Consider the following 14543-nt stretch of genomic DNA (forward strand, 5'->3'; position numbering starts at 1 on the left):
ACGCACATGGTCCGCCGTGTGTTCGTCGCCCTCGCCCTTGCTGTCGCTGTCGTCACGCCGGCGGTCATCGGGTTGCCGGACACCGTCACCGTCGCGGCGCGCTGTGGCACGGGCAGCGACCTGAGCTGGACGCTGCCGGGCGCCTGTCAGCACGGCGACGAGGCACCTCCGGGGGTCGACCCGACCGAACCGGTCACGACGGCCGAACTGCGCACCCGCGAGGGCGGGAGCGAGGGCGCGTACGCCGCTGCCGAGGAGCTCGGCGTCCCCGCCCCCAGCGCGGTCGCTGCGTCCAGCCCGGCCGTGACGTGCGAGGGCGACGGTGTCGCCGGCTACCGCGTCCAGGCGATGTACGTCGTCGAGGCCGGCCGCACCAACCGCTTTGCGGCACTCCAGTCGAGCTTCCAGCTGTGGGCCGCAGGGGTCGACGACGTCGTCAACCGATCGGCGGCGCTGACCGGCGGCGTACGACAAGTCCGGTTCGTGACCGACCCGTCCGGCGGCACCTGTGTCGCTCGGGTCCTCAACGTCACCGTCCCGGCGGGAGCACTGTCGTCGTTCAACTCCAGCATCTCGGCGATCCAGGCGCTCGGCTACACCGACCCGAGCCGCAAGTACCTCATGTGGACCGACGCCACCGTGCTCTGCGGCGTGGCCTCGATGTATCCCAACGACAGTGACACGCAGGCCAACCCGAACAACGGCAGCTACGCGCAGTACGCCCGAACGGACTCGGGTTGTTGGGGCTTCGGCGACGGTGCCGCCCAGCACTCCGTGGAGGCCCACGAGCTCCTGCACACCCTGGGCGGTGTCATGAGCACCGCACCGCACGGCACGCGCGCAGGTCACTGCTGGGACGAGTCGGACACGATGTGTTACGCCGACGGCGGCGGGTTCTCGATGCAGCAGATCTGCCCGGCCGAGCGGGAGTACCTCTTCGACTGCAACAACGACGACTACTTCTCGACGTACCCCGACCCAGGCAGCTATCTCGACAGCCACTGGAACGCCGCCGACTCGCGGTTCCTGATCGGTGGCGGCAACGGCGCGGGCGGCGGCACGCCCGGCGCCCCGACGGTCCTGGGAGCGACGATCGCCGTGAACAACCCGGCCGTCCCGGGCCTGGCCACGCAGGCGTCGGTGGCGCCCTCGCTGCCCGCCGGCCGGACGGTGACGTCGGTGCAGTGGAAGTCCGCACGGACCGACTGCTCGTTCACGACGCCGACCGCGCTGCAGACCGAGGTCGCGTGTGGCGCGGCCGCTTCCGCCGCCACGACGGTGACGGCGACCCTCACCGATTCCTCCGGCGCGACCAAGGTGATCACCAGTCCCCTGACCTTCGCCACCGGCACCGCCCGCCCCGTCACGGTGAGCCTCGGCGCTGCAGGTCAGTGGCCCGCTGGCGGCAGCGCGTCGGTCTGCACCGGTGCCGCCTTCCCCCTCACCGCCCGCGTCGTCGACGTGGCAAGCGGTCAACCCATCAAGGGACTGGCCGTGCCGCTGACGAAGCAGACCGCGACCATGACAGCGCCCGCCAGCGCCGGCTCCCCGATCACGGCGGCGTCGGGCGTGGCCACGCAGAGCCAGACCGCAAGCGTCGCGACGACCTACCGCGGGCGGACTGCCGCCGGCACCGTCTATGCCGCGGGCGCCCAGGTCGCGCTGGCCGCCGCCCCGGCCCGTTGTACGACGGCGCTCTCCGCCAGCGTGAGCGACAACGACATCCACTACGCCGACCCGGTGACCGTGTCCGGCGCCCTGACCGCCGCAGTCGGCGCGACCCCCGTCGCCGCATCCGGCGTCACGCTCGCCGTACGCCTGACCACGGCGACCGGGACGGTCCTCACCCTCGGTTCGGCGAAGACCACCGCCGACGGCACCTATGCACTGGTGGTGAAGCCGACCGCGAGCGGAACCATTGCGGTGAGCCTCGCCGCCAGCACGGCCTACACCGCGTCCACCGCTTCGGCCGGTGCGATCACGGTCCGCATTCCCGCCACCCTGATCACGGGGGCGGTCGACAGGACCGACGTCGGCTACGGGCAGGCGGTGGTCGTCACCGGCACCCTGCGGCGCGATGCGGGCGGCGTCGTGACGGCGCTGGCCAGCAAGCCGGTCGCGGTCTACGTTGCGCCTGCGACCGGCGCGCCGGTGAAGGTCGGGTCAGCGACCACGACCGCCAACGGCACCTTCACCGCGTCCGTTCCGCTCAAGGTGAGCGGACTCCTGTACGTCGCCTATGCCGGCGCCGCCGGACAACCGGCCGCGCGGGCGGACATCGGCGCCGTCGTGTCGGGGACCTGGACCACCACCGTCACCGCTTCGAGGTCAGCGGCCTCGGTCGTCCTCGGTGGCTCGGTGACGATCACGGGATCCGTGACCCGCACCTACCTGGGCGCAACGCTTCCGGCGCCCGGACTCCGGGTGAAGGTGACCTTCCAGCCGACGGGTGGGTCGACGTCCACTCTGGTCTCGACCGTGACGACCACGACGGCAGGAACCTTCACTGCACGGGTCTATCCGAAGGCGAGCGGCACCTGGACAGCGACGCTCTCAGGGGTGGCCGGCTACGCCGACGACTCGGCTGACCCGCTGACGATCACCGTCAACTGACCGGCAGACGTCAGGCGACGTCGTCCAGCTTGCCGAGCTTGCGCTTGAGCTTGCGGCGCCGGCGGTCGAGTTCCTCGAGACGGACCTCGAGCGAGGCATTGCGACGCGAGAGCTTCTCCAGTTCGCGCAGGGCCTCGGGCAGCGACTGCACCGCGGGCGCGGCCTGCGGGACCACGTCGAGCCGCAGGGACGCCGTACCGAAGCCGACGACCTTGCCGAAGGCCTTCCAGACATGGGCCGGGTCCATGCCGTCGGTCTCGACGACATGCAACCGCTCGGGCTTGCGTACGGCGGCCGACCAGCGCGTGATCGCGTCGGACTCGTCGTCCAGGCCGGTCGTGATGACGACGTGGACCTGGTAGCCGGCGAGGGCGTCGATCAGGAGGGCGATCTGGTCCGCCGTGGCGGTGGCGAGCAGGGGCTGGCTGAACGCCAGGTCGGCGCGGGACTTCTGGGCGCGGCGAACCATCCGGGTCCACTGACCCTCGACGTCGGTGCGCTTGAGGCCCCAGGCCTTGTGGGAGCGGGTGAGCTCAACGGCCGCGCGGAAGCTCTCCGCGGGCGTCTGTGCAATCGAGGAGACGCCGAGTTCGACGAGTGCCTCGTGGTGGTGGGCGAGGGCGGGCTCGATCGCGTCGGCCGTGCCTGCCATCCCGACGTGAATCCACGCCTTGTGCTTCTTGGGCATGTCCTGACGGTCGCAGGGGCCGGTGAGCGCGACGTGAACCGATGGTGGCCGGAGGGCGTGCGCTGCATGTGCGGTCAGCCACTAGAACACGTTCTAGATTTTGTCTACGATGCTCCCATGATCACCTCCGACGCCATCGTCTGGAACGCGCCGAACGACCCGCACCCGGCCCGCGCCGCCTCCCAGCGTTCGTACTCCGCCGTCGCCAAGGGCGATCTGGCCGAGTGGCTGACCGCCTACGCCGAGGACGCCGTCATCGAGGACCCCGTCGGTCCGTCGATGTTCGACCCCGAGGGCGCGGGTCACCGCGGCCACGCCGGCATCTCGGCCTTCTGGGACAAGGCGATCGCGTCCATCGCGAAGTTCGAGTTCACGATCAGCGACTCGTTCGCGAACCCGGGCAGCAACACCTGCGCCAACATCGGCCAGATCCGGACGACGTTCCCGGACGGCTCGTCCGCAGTGACCGACCTGATCATGGTCTACGTCATCCACGACGACGGCCGCGTGAAGTCGATGAAGGCGTTCTGGGAGCCCGACCGCACGATGGCCAGTTTCACCTCGGCCTGAACCTGACGGCGTCGTACCAACCAAATTTGTCGCGACTCCCGTCGCGGGACGACAAATTCGGCTGGTGCGTCAGGCCGTGGCCTCCGCGATCCAGTTGACCAGCGGACGCAGCCGGCGCCAGTCCTCACGCACCCGGTCGAGCAGGTCGGCGGTGTGGATGAACGGTTCGAAGCCGTACTCCCGCATGCCGAGGACGGTCTTCATCCGCAGCAGGTCGATCCGCGGGTGCTCCTTGTCGTAGCCGCGCGGCACGGTCTTCAATCGGTCGCCCGCGATCCCGAAGCCGCCCCGCTCGAGGTCGCCCAGGATCCGCGCCAGGGCCGGACCGGTCTTGTCGTCGGCCATCGCTTCGCGCATCGCGGCCAGCCGCTCCCCCGCCATCTCGTAGACCCCGCCACCGACCCGCACGCCCGGCGCGGCCACCTCGACGTACCAACCCGTCGCGGGGCCGACGCCGACGAACGCACCCTGGTGGTTCTTGTACGGCGTCTTGTCCTTGGCGAAGCGGACGTCGCGGTACGGGCGGAACACCTTGGCCGCGCCGAACTCCTGCGCGAGCGCATCGGTCAGCGCCACCATCGGCGCCTTCACCTCGGTCGCGTAGACGTCCTTGTGCGCCTCCCAGAAGGACTTCGTGTTGTCGACCTCGAGGTCGTCATAGAAGTCGAGGGCAGCTTCGGGGAAGCCGGTGAACTCAGCCATGCCGGGCAGCCCTGCCAGGGACGGGGACCGGGACGTTCCAGCGCAGCGCGTGCTGGATGCCGACGACGATGGCCTTGTCGTTCAGCGGGTCGTCGGGGTCGTACCAGACCGTCGTGTGCTGCCCCTTCTCGATCGGGGCACGCGACGGGATCGTCACCCGCCGACGCACGACGTACGACGTCCCGTCCGCCCCCACGTAGCGGAACGTGCTGGTGGTGATCACGTTGCTCGCCTCGTCGAAGTCGTCCGGCTCCCAACCGGGATCGACGACGGTCGCGTCGACCGGCACGCCCCGCGCGATCAGCGCCACCTCGTGCGCGAACCTCTTGCGACGTGCAGCAACCCGGGCGCCGCCCACGAGCAGTGCCGCGGCTCCGACGACCCCCGAGATGATGGCCGCGACGACGTACCGGCCTTCGACGTCGAGCTCGACCACCGCGAACAACTGGCCGAGCGCGGAAGCCAGGCCGAACGTCCCCAGCGCGTGCCACAGGCCGAACTGGAGCGGGTACTGGTCCACGATCAGCGACCAGGTCAGCAGGCCGAGCACGGCGGCGACGCCGCCGCCGATGGTGGCCAGACCCGCCTCGTCACCCGCGATGTACGACGCCGGGCCGTCGCCGTACCCGTCGATGACCGTGCACCCGATGCCGTAGCCCGCGGCCACGCCACCGACCAGCAGCAGCAACTGCGCCGTCACGACCCAGAAGGGCCGAAAGGGGCGCGGTTCGAACGTGAAGGGGGGAGGTCCCGGTTCGGACATGGGAGACATCTAACCCGAAGAACGCGAGGAGCAGTGGGGCGAACGTGGAGCGGACGACGAGATTCGAACTCGCGACATCGACCTTGGGAAGGTCGCGCTCTACCAACTGAGCTACGTCCGCATGCCCGGTCGCCCGAGCGTGGAGGATGCTACCCGATGGGCGCGAGGGCGGGACGCTTCGGTTCGACGGTGTCGCCGGACGATCGGCCCGTGACGCGGCGGTGCACCCAGGGCGCGACGTGGGTGCGGGCCCAGGCGAGGTTGGCCTGCCGCTGTTCCCGCGAGGACAGCACCGGCAGTTCGATCGGCGCGAGCGGCTCGAGGGTGTGCGGGATCCGCAGCGCGTCCAGCACCGCCATCGCGATCTGTTGGTGACCGACGGGGTTGAGGTGCAGGCGATCCTCGTCGAAGACCTCGGCGTGCGCCCAGCCGCGCATCCGCCACATGTCGACGACCGTGGCGTCGTGGCTCTCGGCGATCTCGCGCACCCACTCGTTGAAGATCGCGAACCGGCCGCGCATCAACTTGAACACGCCACTGTCGCGCGGGTCGGCGATGGTGAACATGACGACGTGCGCGCCCGAGGCCTTCAGGCGCGCGACGGCTGCGTTGTAATCGGCCGCGAGGGCATCGAGGTCGACCTTGGGCCGGAGTACGTCGTTGCCGCCCCCGTGGATCGTGACGAGATCGGGCCCCAGGGCGAGTGCTTCATCGACCTGCTCGGCGACGATCGCGGGCAGCTTGCGGCCGCGGATCGCGAGGTTGGCGTAGCCGAAGTCGGCACCGGCCGCGGCGGCATCGGCCGCGAGCACCTCGGCCGTGCGGTCCGCCCAGCCGCGCAGGCCGTTGGGACGGGTGTCGTCGGGGTCACCGACGCCTTCGGTGAACGAGTCGCCGAGGGCGACGTACTTCTGGAAAGTCACCGAGCCATTGTGCGTCGGAGGACCTGATCAGCCCAAAGGCCGAAGGACGAGAAGGGTCAGGCCCTCCTGCGGGTAAGGTGCCGTCGTGCTGCTCAGCGACCGCGACATCTCGGCAGAACTCGACGCCGGCCGAATCGCCCTGGACCCCTACGACCCCTCGATGCTGCAACCGTCGTCCGTCGACGTGCGGCTCGACCGGTTCTTCCGGGTGTTCGAGAACCACCGCTACCCGCACATCGACCCCGCCGAGGACCAGTCGGACCTGACGCGCGAGATCGAGCCGATCGGCGACGAGCCGTTCATCCTGCACCCGGGCGAGTTCGTGCTCGGCTCGACCTACGAGGTCGTCACGCTCCCCGACGACGTCGCCGCGCGCCTCGAGGGCAAGTCCTCGCTCGGCCGCCTCGGCCTGCTGACGCACTCGACGGCCGGCTTCATCGACCCCGGCTTCTCGGGTCATGTGACCCTCGAGCTCGCGAACGTCGCCAACCTGCCGATCAAGTTGTGGCCCGGTATGAAGATCGGCCAGGTCTGCTTCTTCCGCCTCTCCTCGGCCGCCGAGCACCCCTACGGCTCCGAGAAGTATGGGTCCCGCTACCAGGGCCAGCGCGGCCCGACCCCGTCGCGCTCGTTCCAGAGCTTCCACCGCACCAAGATCTGACCGCCCGCTTCGACGGACCGCGGCAGTCAGGTTAGGCTGCCCTTATGTCCACCGATCAGAACGAGTACGTCGCCACCCTCCCGCTGTTGCTCACGGAGGTCGAGGTGCGCAGCGCCAAACGGGTGTCCCCGTCGTTCGTTCGGGTCGAACTGGGCGGTGCTGCGCTCGGCGAGTTCGGCGTCGACGGACCGGTCTTCGACCAGCGGATCAAGGTCATCTTCCCCAACTCCGCCGGCAACCTGCCGGACTTCACCGCGGCCGACGAGTCCTGGTGGACCAGCTGGATGGAGATCCCCGAGGACGAGCGCGGGTCGATGCGGACCTACACGATCCGCGACGTGGTCGGGTCGGGCGAGGACACCCGCTTCGTCGTCGACATCGTGACCCACGCCCACGACGGCGCCCACGACGGCGCGCACGGTGACGCCCTCGACGGCGCCGGCAACGCGTGGGCCCAGCAGGCTGCGGTCGGCCAGCGACTCATCGTGATGGCGCCGCGCCGGGGCCACGACTTCGGCGGCATCGAGTGGTCCCCCGGCCAGGCGACCCGCCTGCTCCTCGTCGGCGACGAGACCGCGCTGCCCGCGATCCGCGGCGTCCTGCGCGACCTGCCGGCCGACGCGACCGGCGCCGCGTTCGTGGAGGTGCCCGTCGACGGCGACGTGCCGAACGACGTGACCACCCCGAACGACGTCACCGTGTCGTGGCTCCCCCGCAACGGCGCCGCCCGCGGCGAGGCACTGCACGCCGCCGTACTCGCGCACCTGACGGGTGAGGCACCCAACGAGGCGCTGATCGTGGCCGAGGACGAGATCGACCCCGACCTGTGGGAAACCCCCATCTACTCGTCGTCGGGCGAGGAGGTCGCCGAGGCGACCGCCGTACCGACGGGCGAGGCGCCGTACGCCGGCCTCTACGCCTGGATCGCCGGCGAGTCCAAGGTCGTCACCGGCCTCCGTCGCAAGCTGGTCAACGACCTCGGACTGGACCGCAAGCAGGTCGCCTTCATGGGCTATTGGCGCGAAGGCGTCTCCATGCGCTCCTGAGTCAGCGCACCGCCATCGTGATCGCCGAGGGGTACGTCGGGCCGGTATGGACCGTCACCGGCACCAACTGACCCAGCAGCGCAGTCAGCGGCGAGAGCAGGTGCGGGATGTCGAACGCCTGTACCGCGATCCGCAGCTTGTGGCCGGGCAGGATCACCGCGCCGGTCGGGAACACCTCGACATCGATGGGTGCGATCTCGTTGGGGGCAAGGTTCTTCTGCGCCGCCTTCGTGAACGGGTGGTACGGCTGCAGCAACTGGCCGCCCAGGTAGCGGGACCTGCTCGTGTCGAGCGCGCGGTGCGAGATCACCTGCCAGCCACCGGTGAGCCGACTGACCTTGCCGTCAGGCGCGACGTCCTCGATCGCGACCGAGAACATCCCGTCACCGGTGATCGATGACGCGTAGAGCCGCGCATTGATCGGACCCTGGATCCGCACCGCCTTGGTCACCGGCGCGGTGTCGAAGGTCAGGCCGCCGAGGTCGTTCAGCTTGTTGTCGTGGAAACAGGGCAGGTCGGCGAGCAACAGGTTCATGACACCGGCCGTCCACTGGTTGGCAGAACGGGTGCACAACCCGGTGACCGGGAGCGGCGCGACGATCGACTTGCCGGCCACCGGGGTCCCCGTGGTGAGCGCGCCGGCCTTGCCGCCGGCCATCGACGTCCCGGACAGGGCGTACTTCTTCGCCGTGAGGTCCGTGTCCATCCACTTGCTCTTCTTCACCCAGGCGCCGGAACCCTGTTCGAAGTAGGTGAGCGGGGCGATCGCGTCGAGCTTGCCGTCGATCCCCTTGATGTAGTGGTCGAACCAGCGCAACTGGAGTTCGGCGAGGGTGCCGTAGCCGGCCTTCGCGACCTCGGCGCCCGACGAACCCTGCAGGTGGTCCCACGGACCGAGGATGAACTTGGTCGGCACGCCGTTCTTCTGGAGCCGCTCGAAGTCGAGCGGCGTCCCGCGCTGGAACAGGTCATACTCGCCGCCGATCAGGAATGTCGGCACCTTCACCTTGTCGATGATCGAGATCGGTGAACGCTCGCGGTAGAACGGGCCGTCGTACGCCGACTCGCCGCCGAGGACCGCCTTGACCGCGAGCGGGAGCGTGAAGTTGAGGCCACCCATCAGGTGGTCGGTCGCCATCTTGAAGCCCGCGGCGGGCTCCTGGGCGCCGTACGCCGGCGGGATCACGCCGGTCGCGGTGACCAGGCCCAGCCACAGCGGAATGAAGCCGACATCGATCTGGCCGCCCGAGGCCACGACGTCGCGGTAGACGTCGGCGGCGGGCACCTGCGGGAAGATCGCCTTGAGTCCCGTGGGCTGGTTCGCGGCCGCGAACAACTGCGAGATACCCATGTACGACGGCCCGGTCATGCCGGTCTTGCCGTTGCTCCAGGGCTGACGGGCCGCCCAGTTCATGATCGCGCCCGCGTCCTTGCCCTCACGGGCCGAGAACGCTCCCCACTGGCCCTGCGAGGAACCGGTGCCACGGGCGTCGACGGTCAACTGCGCGTAGCCGCGCTTGACGAGGTAGTCGGGTCCGGAGCCGGCGAGGCCGCCACCACCCGACGCCATGACGGTCTTGTTGTACGCCGTGATCGTGACAATCACGGGCAGCTTCGTGAGGACCGGCTGGCCGAGCACGGCCGGTCGGACCAGGTCACCGCGCAGGACGACGCCGTCGTCCATCACGATCGGGATGTCCCGAGTGGTGACGGTGGCCTTGTACTGCTCAGGCCGCGGCTTCCACGGCGTCGGCGCGACCTGCGGCAGCGGTGCCGCGGCGAGGCGGTCCGTCGGCTGGGCGGAAGCGCCTGTCGCCGTACCCGCCGGCAGCAGGGTGGCAGCGGCGAGTACGGCGGTGAGTGCGGCCGCGGCAACGCGGGGCAGCGCTGAAGTCATGGGGGGTCCCTCTCCTGGATCTGCAGGGGACAACGAGGGACCCGTGACTGTCGTCACGCCAGGCGGTCGGGCTTCCGGCGAGCGGTCTTCACGCGGGCCACGAGGCGGCGTTGACGAGCCTTGCGCATGCGGTCGTCGAGGTCCTGACGGACCCGGGTCTCGGTGAGCATCTCGAACATTGCGTTCCTCCTCTCGTACGGTGGGGACTGGGGTGGGGACTGGGGTCAGGCAGGGATGAGGGCGATGTCGCCCGACATCGTCGTGGCACGCAGTTCCAGGTGCTCGACGCCCGGCTCGGGTTCGCCGACGGCCTGCAGCGTGGAGGTGATCCGGCCGCTCAGGGTGCTGACGTCGGTCCACACCGGCGTGCCGGCGGGTACGCCGACGCAGATGTCACCGGACGCACCCTTGGCGGTGATCTTGCCGCGGCGCGCGGCCCGGACCAGGACATCACCCGAGGCCGTCGTACTCGCGACATCGGACTCGGCCTCACCGATCTCGAGGTCACCGGAGCCGGTCTTCACGACGACCGGCCCGCGGGCGTGGGCGATCCGGATGTCGCCGGATCCGGTCGAGATCGACGCCGACCCACCGCTCCGGTTCAGCGCCACGTCTCCGGAGCCGCTGCGGATCTTGAGGTCCCCGGAGGCGCCGGCGATCTTGACGTTGCCGGAGCCGGTGTCGATGACGAGGGCGCCGTCGACCTGGTCGAGCACGGCCTCGCCGGACCCGCTCTTGAGGCGTACGTCGCCCAGCGGGCCAGACACGGACAGGTCGGCGCTACCGGTCTTGGCGACCAGGTGGCTGCCCTCGCCGGCGTGGATCTCGATGTCGAGGTGCTGGTCTCCACCGAAGAAGCCGGCGCGGTTCTTCGGAGCGATGACGCTGACCCGGTCGCCCTCCTCCAGGACCGTCACCTCGGCGGCGCGGGCGCCGTGCACGCGCACCTCGGTGCTGGTGCGGTCGGAGGTGGTGATCACGACGCGGCCGGAGCCGTTCTCGACGTACAGGTGGACGGGTGCGGGGGTGTCGAAGACGCGGGTGACGGGTTCGGACATGGCGTACTCCTCGTGTGGGGGTGCTCAGGGGTGGTGGGTCAGAGCCAGCCGGTCATCCGGCGATTGCCGCGCTTGCCCCCGAAGGGGAAGTCGCCACCGAAGGGCAGGCTCGACAGGTCGACGTCGACGTGGATCGCGTTGTCGCGGGTGGCGCCACGGATCAGGCTGACCAGCCAGGTGTTCAGCGACTGGCCGGCCTGCGCAGCAGCATCGTCCGCGCGGGCCTTGAGGGACTCGGGCAGCCGGAGGCTGACGCGAGCAAGCCCCTCGTCCTCCGCGCCCGGGGGCAGCGGCGGGGCGGGGGCGGCGGCGGGGCAGGGGGCTCCGGACGCATACCGGCGTCGACGACGAAGTCCAGCTCGCGCCCGTCGAGCCGTACGTCGACGCTGCCACTCGACATCGCCGCCGTGATCTCCGACGCGGCCTGGCTGATCGCCTCCATCACGGCAAGACGAACGGCCGGGTCGAGCGCGTAGCCGAGGCGTTCGGCGATCTCGCGCGCCTCGGGACCGGCGCTGTCCGCCGCGGCCAGGAGGTCGCGTCGAAGGCTCTCGACGAAGGGGGTGATGTCCATGTGCATCACTATGACGTCACGATGACGTCACTGTCAAGGCATCGTGGCGTCAACCCGCGGGAAGTGCTGGCACCACCAGCTGGACGCCGTAGATCTCGCCGTCAGGCCGGATCCACAACTCGACGACCGCACCGTCGTCACAGCCGACCAGATTCTTGACCTGGAGCCGGACGATGTCGTCGCCGGCCTGCGCGAACCGTTTCGGCAGCGACGCCGGGGTCGTGTCCCTCCGCCACGAACAGGTCGCCGGCCCGGCTGCGACGACGATGTCCCGCTTCTCCTGGAACAGCGCGCCGAGCGGGTCGATCCCGCAGTCGGGGTACCCGAGACCCGAGCACCCGGCCCAGCCGAATCGCTCCTCGGGCCTGTCGTTCCAGGGGGACGTGAACCCAGCGAGGAAGTTGCGGACCCGGTCGGCGAACCGGGGAACGTCGTCCTTGCCCCGCGCCCAGGCGAGGAACTCTCGGGCCGACTGCGCCCGGCCAGCGGTCGGTGGCTCGATCGGCGGCGGCGACGCGGCCGGTGCGCCTTCCAGCGACATCGAGATGACGTTGATGCGGCCTTCTCCGTCGTACGTCCAGAAGACGGACAGGCCCGGGCAGGCCGGTCGTCCCGCCGCGATGGTCAGGATGAAGGACGAGTGCGTGCCCGGACACTCCTCATCCACGACCAGCAGTTCAGGCGACACAGCCTGTCCGCCTCGTGTCCACGTGCGGGTCGCGAGGTCCCGGAGCAGCGCGGGAACGGCGTGACAGGTGGCGCCGTCGCACACAGTCCAGGCGGCGGCCTTCGGATCCGTCAGGTCAGCGGCGTCGACGGTGACACTGCGGTTGCTCTGCCCCGGACCCCAGAAGGCGAGCCGGACCTGGTCTGTGAACTCCGGCGCCGGCCCCAACCCGCGCGCGAACCGCAGCAGCTTCCAGGCGTCGAGCCAGGAGTCGTAGCAACCCTCGGTCCGTGCCGGCGCCGTCACCCACACGGTCACGGAGTCCCACTTCTCCGTCGGCAGCGGAGCCCCGGGGCCAGGGCTCGTGCCAGCCACGACGTCGCGCAGCGAGCAATCCGTCGGGCGCTCGACCACGTCCACCTCGACGCCGCGCGCCTCGAGGTCGGCCACGGCATCCGCCCGGTCGAAGCCGAGGTACGACGGCATCTGGCCGGCCTCAAAGGCGTGCTCCGTCTCCACCGGATCACCCGTCGGCCGCGGAGCCGGATCTGGCGACATACCGGCCTGCCGGCCCAACGCCCACGCTGTCAGGCCGACGACCAACACCAGGACCGCCGCAGCCGCCACCGGACTGACCCAGCGCCGCCGATGCAGGGCGTCCGGATCGGGCATGCCCGTGAGCGTCAGCGGCGCGTGCTCCACCACCTCCACTGTTGCCGCTGCATTCGCCAGGAGCCGCCGGGCCACGCCCTCGTCGATCGGGTCGGTCATGACGTCTCCTCGGCAGCGACGAGCGGGGCGAGCGCAGCCAGCGCCCGGGAGGTGCGGGACTTGACCGTGCCCGGCGCGACACCCAGCGCCAGCGCGGTGTCCCGTTCGGACAGGTCGGCGAAGTAGCGGAGCACGAGCACCTCGCGGTGGTCAGAGCTCATCGCGCCCAGGGCCCGACGCACGGCGATGCCCTCGGCCCACTCCGGGTCGGCGGCTGCCGTTTCCGGCAGTTCCTCCGTCGGCAGCTCGCCGTTCCAGCGACGGTTGCGGGCGTCGTACAAGGTCGTCACGAGGACGCGATGGACGTACGCATCGGGGTGATCGGCGCGGACCACCTTGCGCCACGAGCGGTAGCACTTCAGCAACGCGCTCTGCACGACGTCCTCGGCGTCGGCCGACGGGCAGCCCAGGAGGACGGCCGTCCGCACCAGCCGCGGGCGCCGCTGCGCGACGTACGTGCTGAAGTCCATCGGGCTCCTCGGAGTCGGGGTCACTCAGTGTGACCGCCGAGGCCTCCCGTTCGGTTCCGAACCAGCGGTTCACGCTCCCATCCACAGGCGCCGGGAGGCGCGGTGTGGGCGCAGGGCCTGCGGGAGACCTGATCGGGATGGACAACATCGACGGACTACTGGATCGCCAGGACGGAGTGATCAGCCGACGGCAGGCGCTGACGTGCGGGCTCACCCCCACCGATGTCGCCCGACGCCTGCGCAGGCGCGAGTGGACGCCCGTCCACGACGGCGTCTATGTGCTGCACACCGGGCCGCTGACCTGGCAACAGCGAGCCTGGGCGGCGGTTCTCGCATGCTGGCCCGCGGCGTTGTCGGGCGAGTCGGCCCGCCGAGCCCACGAGGGCCCGGGGCGCCGAGCAGGCAGCACCGATGCACCCATTGAGATCGTCGTCGCGCATCGGCGCAAGGCACGGGCACCCGACGGCGTGACGGTCACCCGGGCGCGCGGGTTCGAGCCGATCATCCAGTGGAACCTGAGTCCACCCAGGGTCCGGTACGACGAAGCGATCATCACGATCGCCGACGCTGCTCGCGACGACCTCGCTGCGATCGCCGTCATCGCGGACGCGTGCGGAGGCCGGCGAACCACGGCGACGCGACTCCTCGCCGCCATGGAGCGGACACCCCGTCTCGCTCGGCGGGTCTGGCTCTCAGGCATCGTCCGCGACGTGGCCGAGGGCTCCTGCTCGGTGCTCGAACACGCCTATCTCACGCGGGTCGAGCAGCCGCACGGACTACCGCGCGGCCTTCGGCAGGTCGTCGCACTCGATGCCGGCGGGCGCCGGATGTTCCGGGACGTCGTGTATGGCGGGGCTCGACCCCGCTGGCGTCAGATCGTCGAACTCGACGGACGTCTCTGGCACGACTCGACCGCTGCGCGCGATCGGGACATGGAGCGCGACCTCGACGCGGCGCTCGACCTCGAGGACACCGTGCGGCTCGGGTACGGGCAGGTGCTCGGGCGGCCTTGCAGGACGGCCGCGAAGCTCGGTCGGCTTCTGCAACTCAGGGGGTGGGCCGGTTCCGCGACTCCGTGCCCAGACTGCCAAAAACCAGATTGGGGAACTTCTGATCAAGCAGGCTGATCAGAAGTTCCCC

At 70.3% G+C, this 14543-nt stretch carries 15 protein-coding genes and 1 tRNA gene; 5 read left to right on the top strand and 11 right to left on the bottom strand.

Going from position 1 to position 14543, the window contains the following annotated elements:
- The first annotated feature begins 6 nt into the window (after positions 1 to 6).
- Positions 7 to 2613, top strand: coding sequence for a hypothetical protein (locus HRC28_RS24945; RefSeq protein ID WP_182378028.1), 2607 nt, complete (start codon positions 7 to 9; stop codon positions 2611 to 2613).
- Between the two features lie 10 nt (positions 2614 to 2623).
- Here HRC28_RS24945 and HRC28_RS24950 read toward each other — a convergent pair whose 3' ends face one another.
- Positions 2624 to 3301: a hypothetical protein gene (locus HRC28_RS24950; protein ID WP_182378029.1), complete on the bottom strand. Its 678-nt coding sequence runs from the start codon at positions 3299 to 3301 to the stop codon at positions 2624 to 2626.
- A 117-nt stretch (positions 3302 to 3418) separates the two neighbouring features.
- On the opposite strand from HRC28_RS24950, the gene HRC28_RS24955 reads away from it, so the two are divergent.
- Complete coding sequence (locus HRC28_RS24955; RefSeq protein WP_182378030.1) at positions 3419 to 3871, top strand: nuclear transport factor 2 family protein; 453 nt, start codon at positions 3419 to 3421, stop codon at positions 3869 to 3871.
- Positions 3872 to 3940: 69 nt separating this feature from the next.
- On the opposite strand, the gene HRC28_RS24960 is transcribed toward HRC28_RS24955, so the two are convergent.
- The 4 genes from HRC28_RS24960 to HRC28_RS24975 all read right to left on the bottom strand — a co-directional run bounded on the left by HRC28_RS24960 (position 3941) and on the right by HRC28_RS24975 (position 6259).
- A complete protein-coding gene (locus HRC28_RS24960) occupies positions 3941 to 4573 on the bottom strand; it encodes a DUF2461 domain-containing protein (RefSeq protein WP_182378031.1) in 633 nt (210 codons plus the stop codon).
- Complete coding sequence (locus tag HRC28_RS24965) at positions 4566 to 5336, bottom strand: DUF3592 domain-containing protein (RefSeq protein ID WP_182378032.1); 771 nt, start codon at positions 5334 to 5336, stop codon at positions 4566 to 4568. Before HRC28_RS24965 ends, HRC28_RS24960 begins: the two co-directional genes overlap by 8 nt.
- A gap of 45 nt (positions 5337 to 5381) precedes the next feature.
- A tRNA-Gly gene (locus tag HRC28_RS24970) sits at positions 5382 to 5457 on the bottom strand.
- 28 nt (positions 5458 to 5485) lie between these two features.
- Positions 5486 to 6259: an SGNH/GDSL hydrolase family protein gene (locus tag HRC28_RS24975; RefSeq protein ID WP_182378033.1), complete on the bottom strand. Its 774-nt coding sequence runs from the start codon at positions 6257 to 6259 to the stop codon at positions 5486 to 5488.
- A gap of 85 nt (positions 6260 to 6344) precedes the next feature.
- On the opposite strand from HRC28_RS24975, the gene dcd reads away from it, so the two are divergent.
- A complete protein-coding gene (gene dcd / locus HRC28_RS24980) occupies positions 6345 to 6920 on the top strand; it encodes a dCTP deaminase (RefSeq protein WP_182378034.1) in 576 nt (191 codons plus the stop codon).
- 44 nt (positions 6921 to 6964) lie between these two features.
- On the top strand, positions 6965 to 7966 hold the full coding sequence (locus HRC28_RS24985; RefSeq protein WP_182378035.1) for a siderophore-interacting protein: 1002 nt from the start codon (positions 6965 to 6967) through the stop codon (positions 7964 to 7966).
- Position 7967: 1 nt separating this feature from the next.
- On the opposite strand, the gene HRC28_RS24990 is transcribed toward HRC28_RS24985, so the two are convergent.
- The 6 genes from HRC28_RS24990 to HRC28_RS25010 form a co-directional block, all read right to left on the bottom strand.
- Positions 7968 to 9863: a CocE/NonD family hydrolase gene (locus tag HRC28_RS24990; protein WP_182378036.1), complete on the bottom strand. Its 1896-nt coding sequence runs from the start codon at positions 9861 to 9863 to the stop codon at positions 7968 to 7970.
- A gap of 53 nt (positions 9864 to 9916) precedes the next feature.
- Complete coding sequence (locus tag HRC28_RS25720; RefSeq protein ID WP_272902653.1) at positions 9917 to 10042, bottom strand: hypothetical protein; 126 nt, start codon at positions 10040 to 10042, stop codon at positions 9917 to 9919.
- 45 nt (positions 10043 to 10087) lie between these two features.
- On the bottom strand, positions 10088 to 10921 hold the full coding sequence (locus HRC28_RS24995; RefSeq protein WP_182378037.1) for a DUF4097 family beta strand repeat-containing protein: 834 nt from the start codon (positions 10919 to 10921) through the stop codon (positions 10088 to 10090).
- Positions 10922 to 11102: 181 nt separating this feature from the next.
- Complete coding sequence (locus HRC28_RS25000) at positions 11103 to 11495, bottom strand: hypothetical protein (protein ID WP_237111644.1); 393 nt, start codon at positions 11493 to 11495, stop codon at positions 11103 to 11105.
- 49 nt (positions 11496 to 11544) lie between these two features.
- Entirely contained in the window at positions 11545 to 12933 is a 1389-nt protein-coding gene (locus tag HRC28_RS25005) for a PASTA domain-containing protein (protein WP_182378038.1), read from the bottom strand.
- Positions 12930 to 13403: a SigE family RNA polymerase sigma factor gene (locus HRC28_RS25010; RefSeq protein ID WP_182378039.1), complete on the bottom strand. Its 474-nt coding sequence runs from the start codon at positions 13401 to 13403 to the stop codon at positions 12930 to 12932. Before HRC28_RS25010 ends, HRC28_RS25005 begins: the two co-directional genes overlap by 4 nt.
- Before the next feature lie 104 nt (positions 13404 to 13507).
- Between HRC28_RS25010 and HRC28_RS25015 the strand changes: the two genes are divergently transcribed.
- Positions 13508 to 14530, top strand: a complete 1023-nt coding sequence (locus HRC28_RS25015; protein WP_202033178.1) for a type IV toxin-antitoxin system AbiEi family antitoxin domain-containing protein — start codon at positions 13508 to 13510, stop codon at positions 14528 to 14530.
- The last annotated feature ends 13 nt before the right edge of the window (positions 14531 to 14543 follow it).

This window comes from Nocardioides sp. WS12 (assembly GCF_014108865.1).
In the GTDB taxonomy this organism is placed as follows: Bacteria; Actinomycetota; Actinomycetes; order Propionibacteriales; family Nocardioidaceae; genus Nocardioides.

Excerpts from the sequence above, each read along its gene's own strand:
- HRC28_RS25005 (WP_182378038.1), bottom strand. The coding sequence starts at position 12,933 with ATGACCGACCCGATCGACGAGGGCGTGGCCCGGCGGCTCCTGGCGAAT.
- HRC28_RS24985 (WP_182378035.1), top strand. The coding sequence starts at position 6,965 with ATGTCCACCGATCAGAACGAGTACGTCGCCACCCTCCCGCTGTTGCTC.
- HRC28_RS25720 (WP_272902653.1), bottom strand. The coding sequence starts at position 10,042 with ATGTTCGAGATGCTCACCGAGACCCGGGTCCGTCAGGACCTCGACGAC.
- HRC28_RS25010 (WP_182378039.1), bottom strand. The coding sequence starts at position 13,403 with ATGGACTTCAGCACGTACGTCGCGCAGCGGCGCCCGCGGCTGGTGCGG.
- HRC28_RS24955 (WP_182378030.1), top strand. The coding sequence starts at position 3,419 with ATGATCACCTCCGACGCCATCGTCTGGAACGCGCCGAACGACCCGCAC.
- HRC28_RS24950 (WP_182378029.1), bottom strand. The coding sequence starts at position 3,301 with ATGCCCAAGAAGCACAAGGCGTGGATTCACGTCGGGATGGCAGGCACG.
- HRC28_RS24965 (WP_182378032.1), bottom strand. The coding sequence starts at position 5,336 with ATGTCCGAACCGGGACCTCCCCCCTTCACGTTCGAACCGCGCCCCTTT.
- HRC28_RS24945 (WP_182378028.1), top strand. The coding sequence starts at position 7 with ATGGTCCGCCGTGTGTTCGTCGCCCTCGCCCTTGCTGTCGCTGTCGTC.
- HRC28_RS25000 (WP_237111644.1), bottom strand. The coding sequence starts at position 11,495 with ATGGACATCACCCCCTTCGTCGAGAGCCTTCGACGCGACCTCCTGGCC.
- HRC28_RS24990 (WP_182378036.1), bottom strand. The coding sequence starts at position 9,863 with ATGACTTCAGCGCTGCCCCGCGTTGCCGCGGCCGCACTCACCGCCGTA.
- HRC28_RS24995 (WP_182378037.1), bottom strand. The coding sequence starts at position 10,921 with ATGTCCGAACCCGTCACCCGCGTCTTCGACACCCCCGCACCCGTCCAC.
- HRC28_RS24960 (WP_182378031.1), bottom strand. The coding sequence starts at position 4,573 with ATGGCTGAGTTCACCGGCTTCCCCGAAGCTGCCCTCGACTTCTATGAC.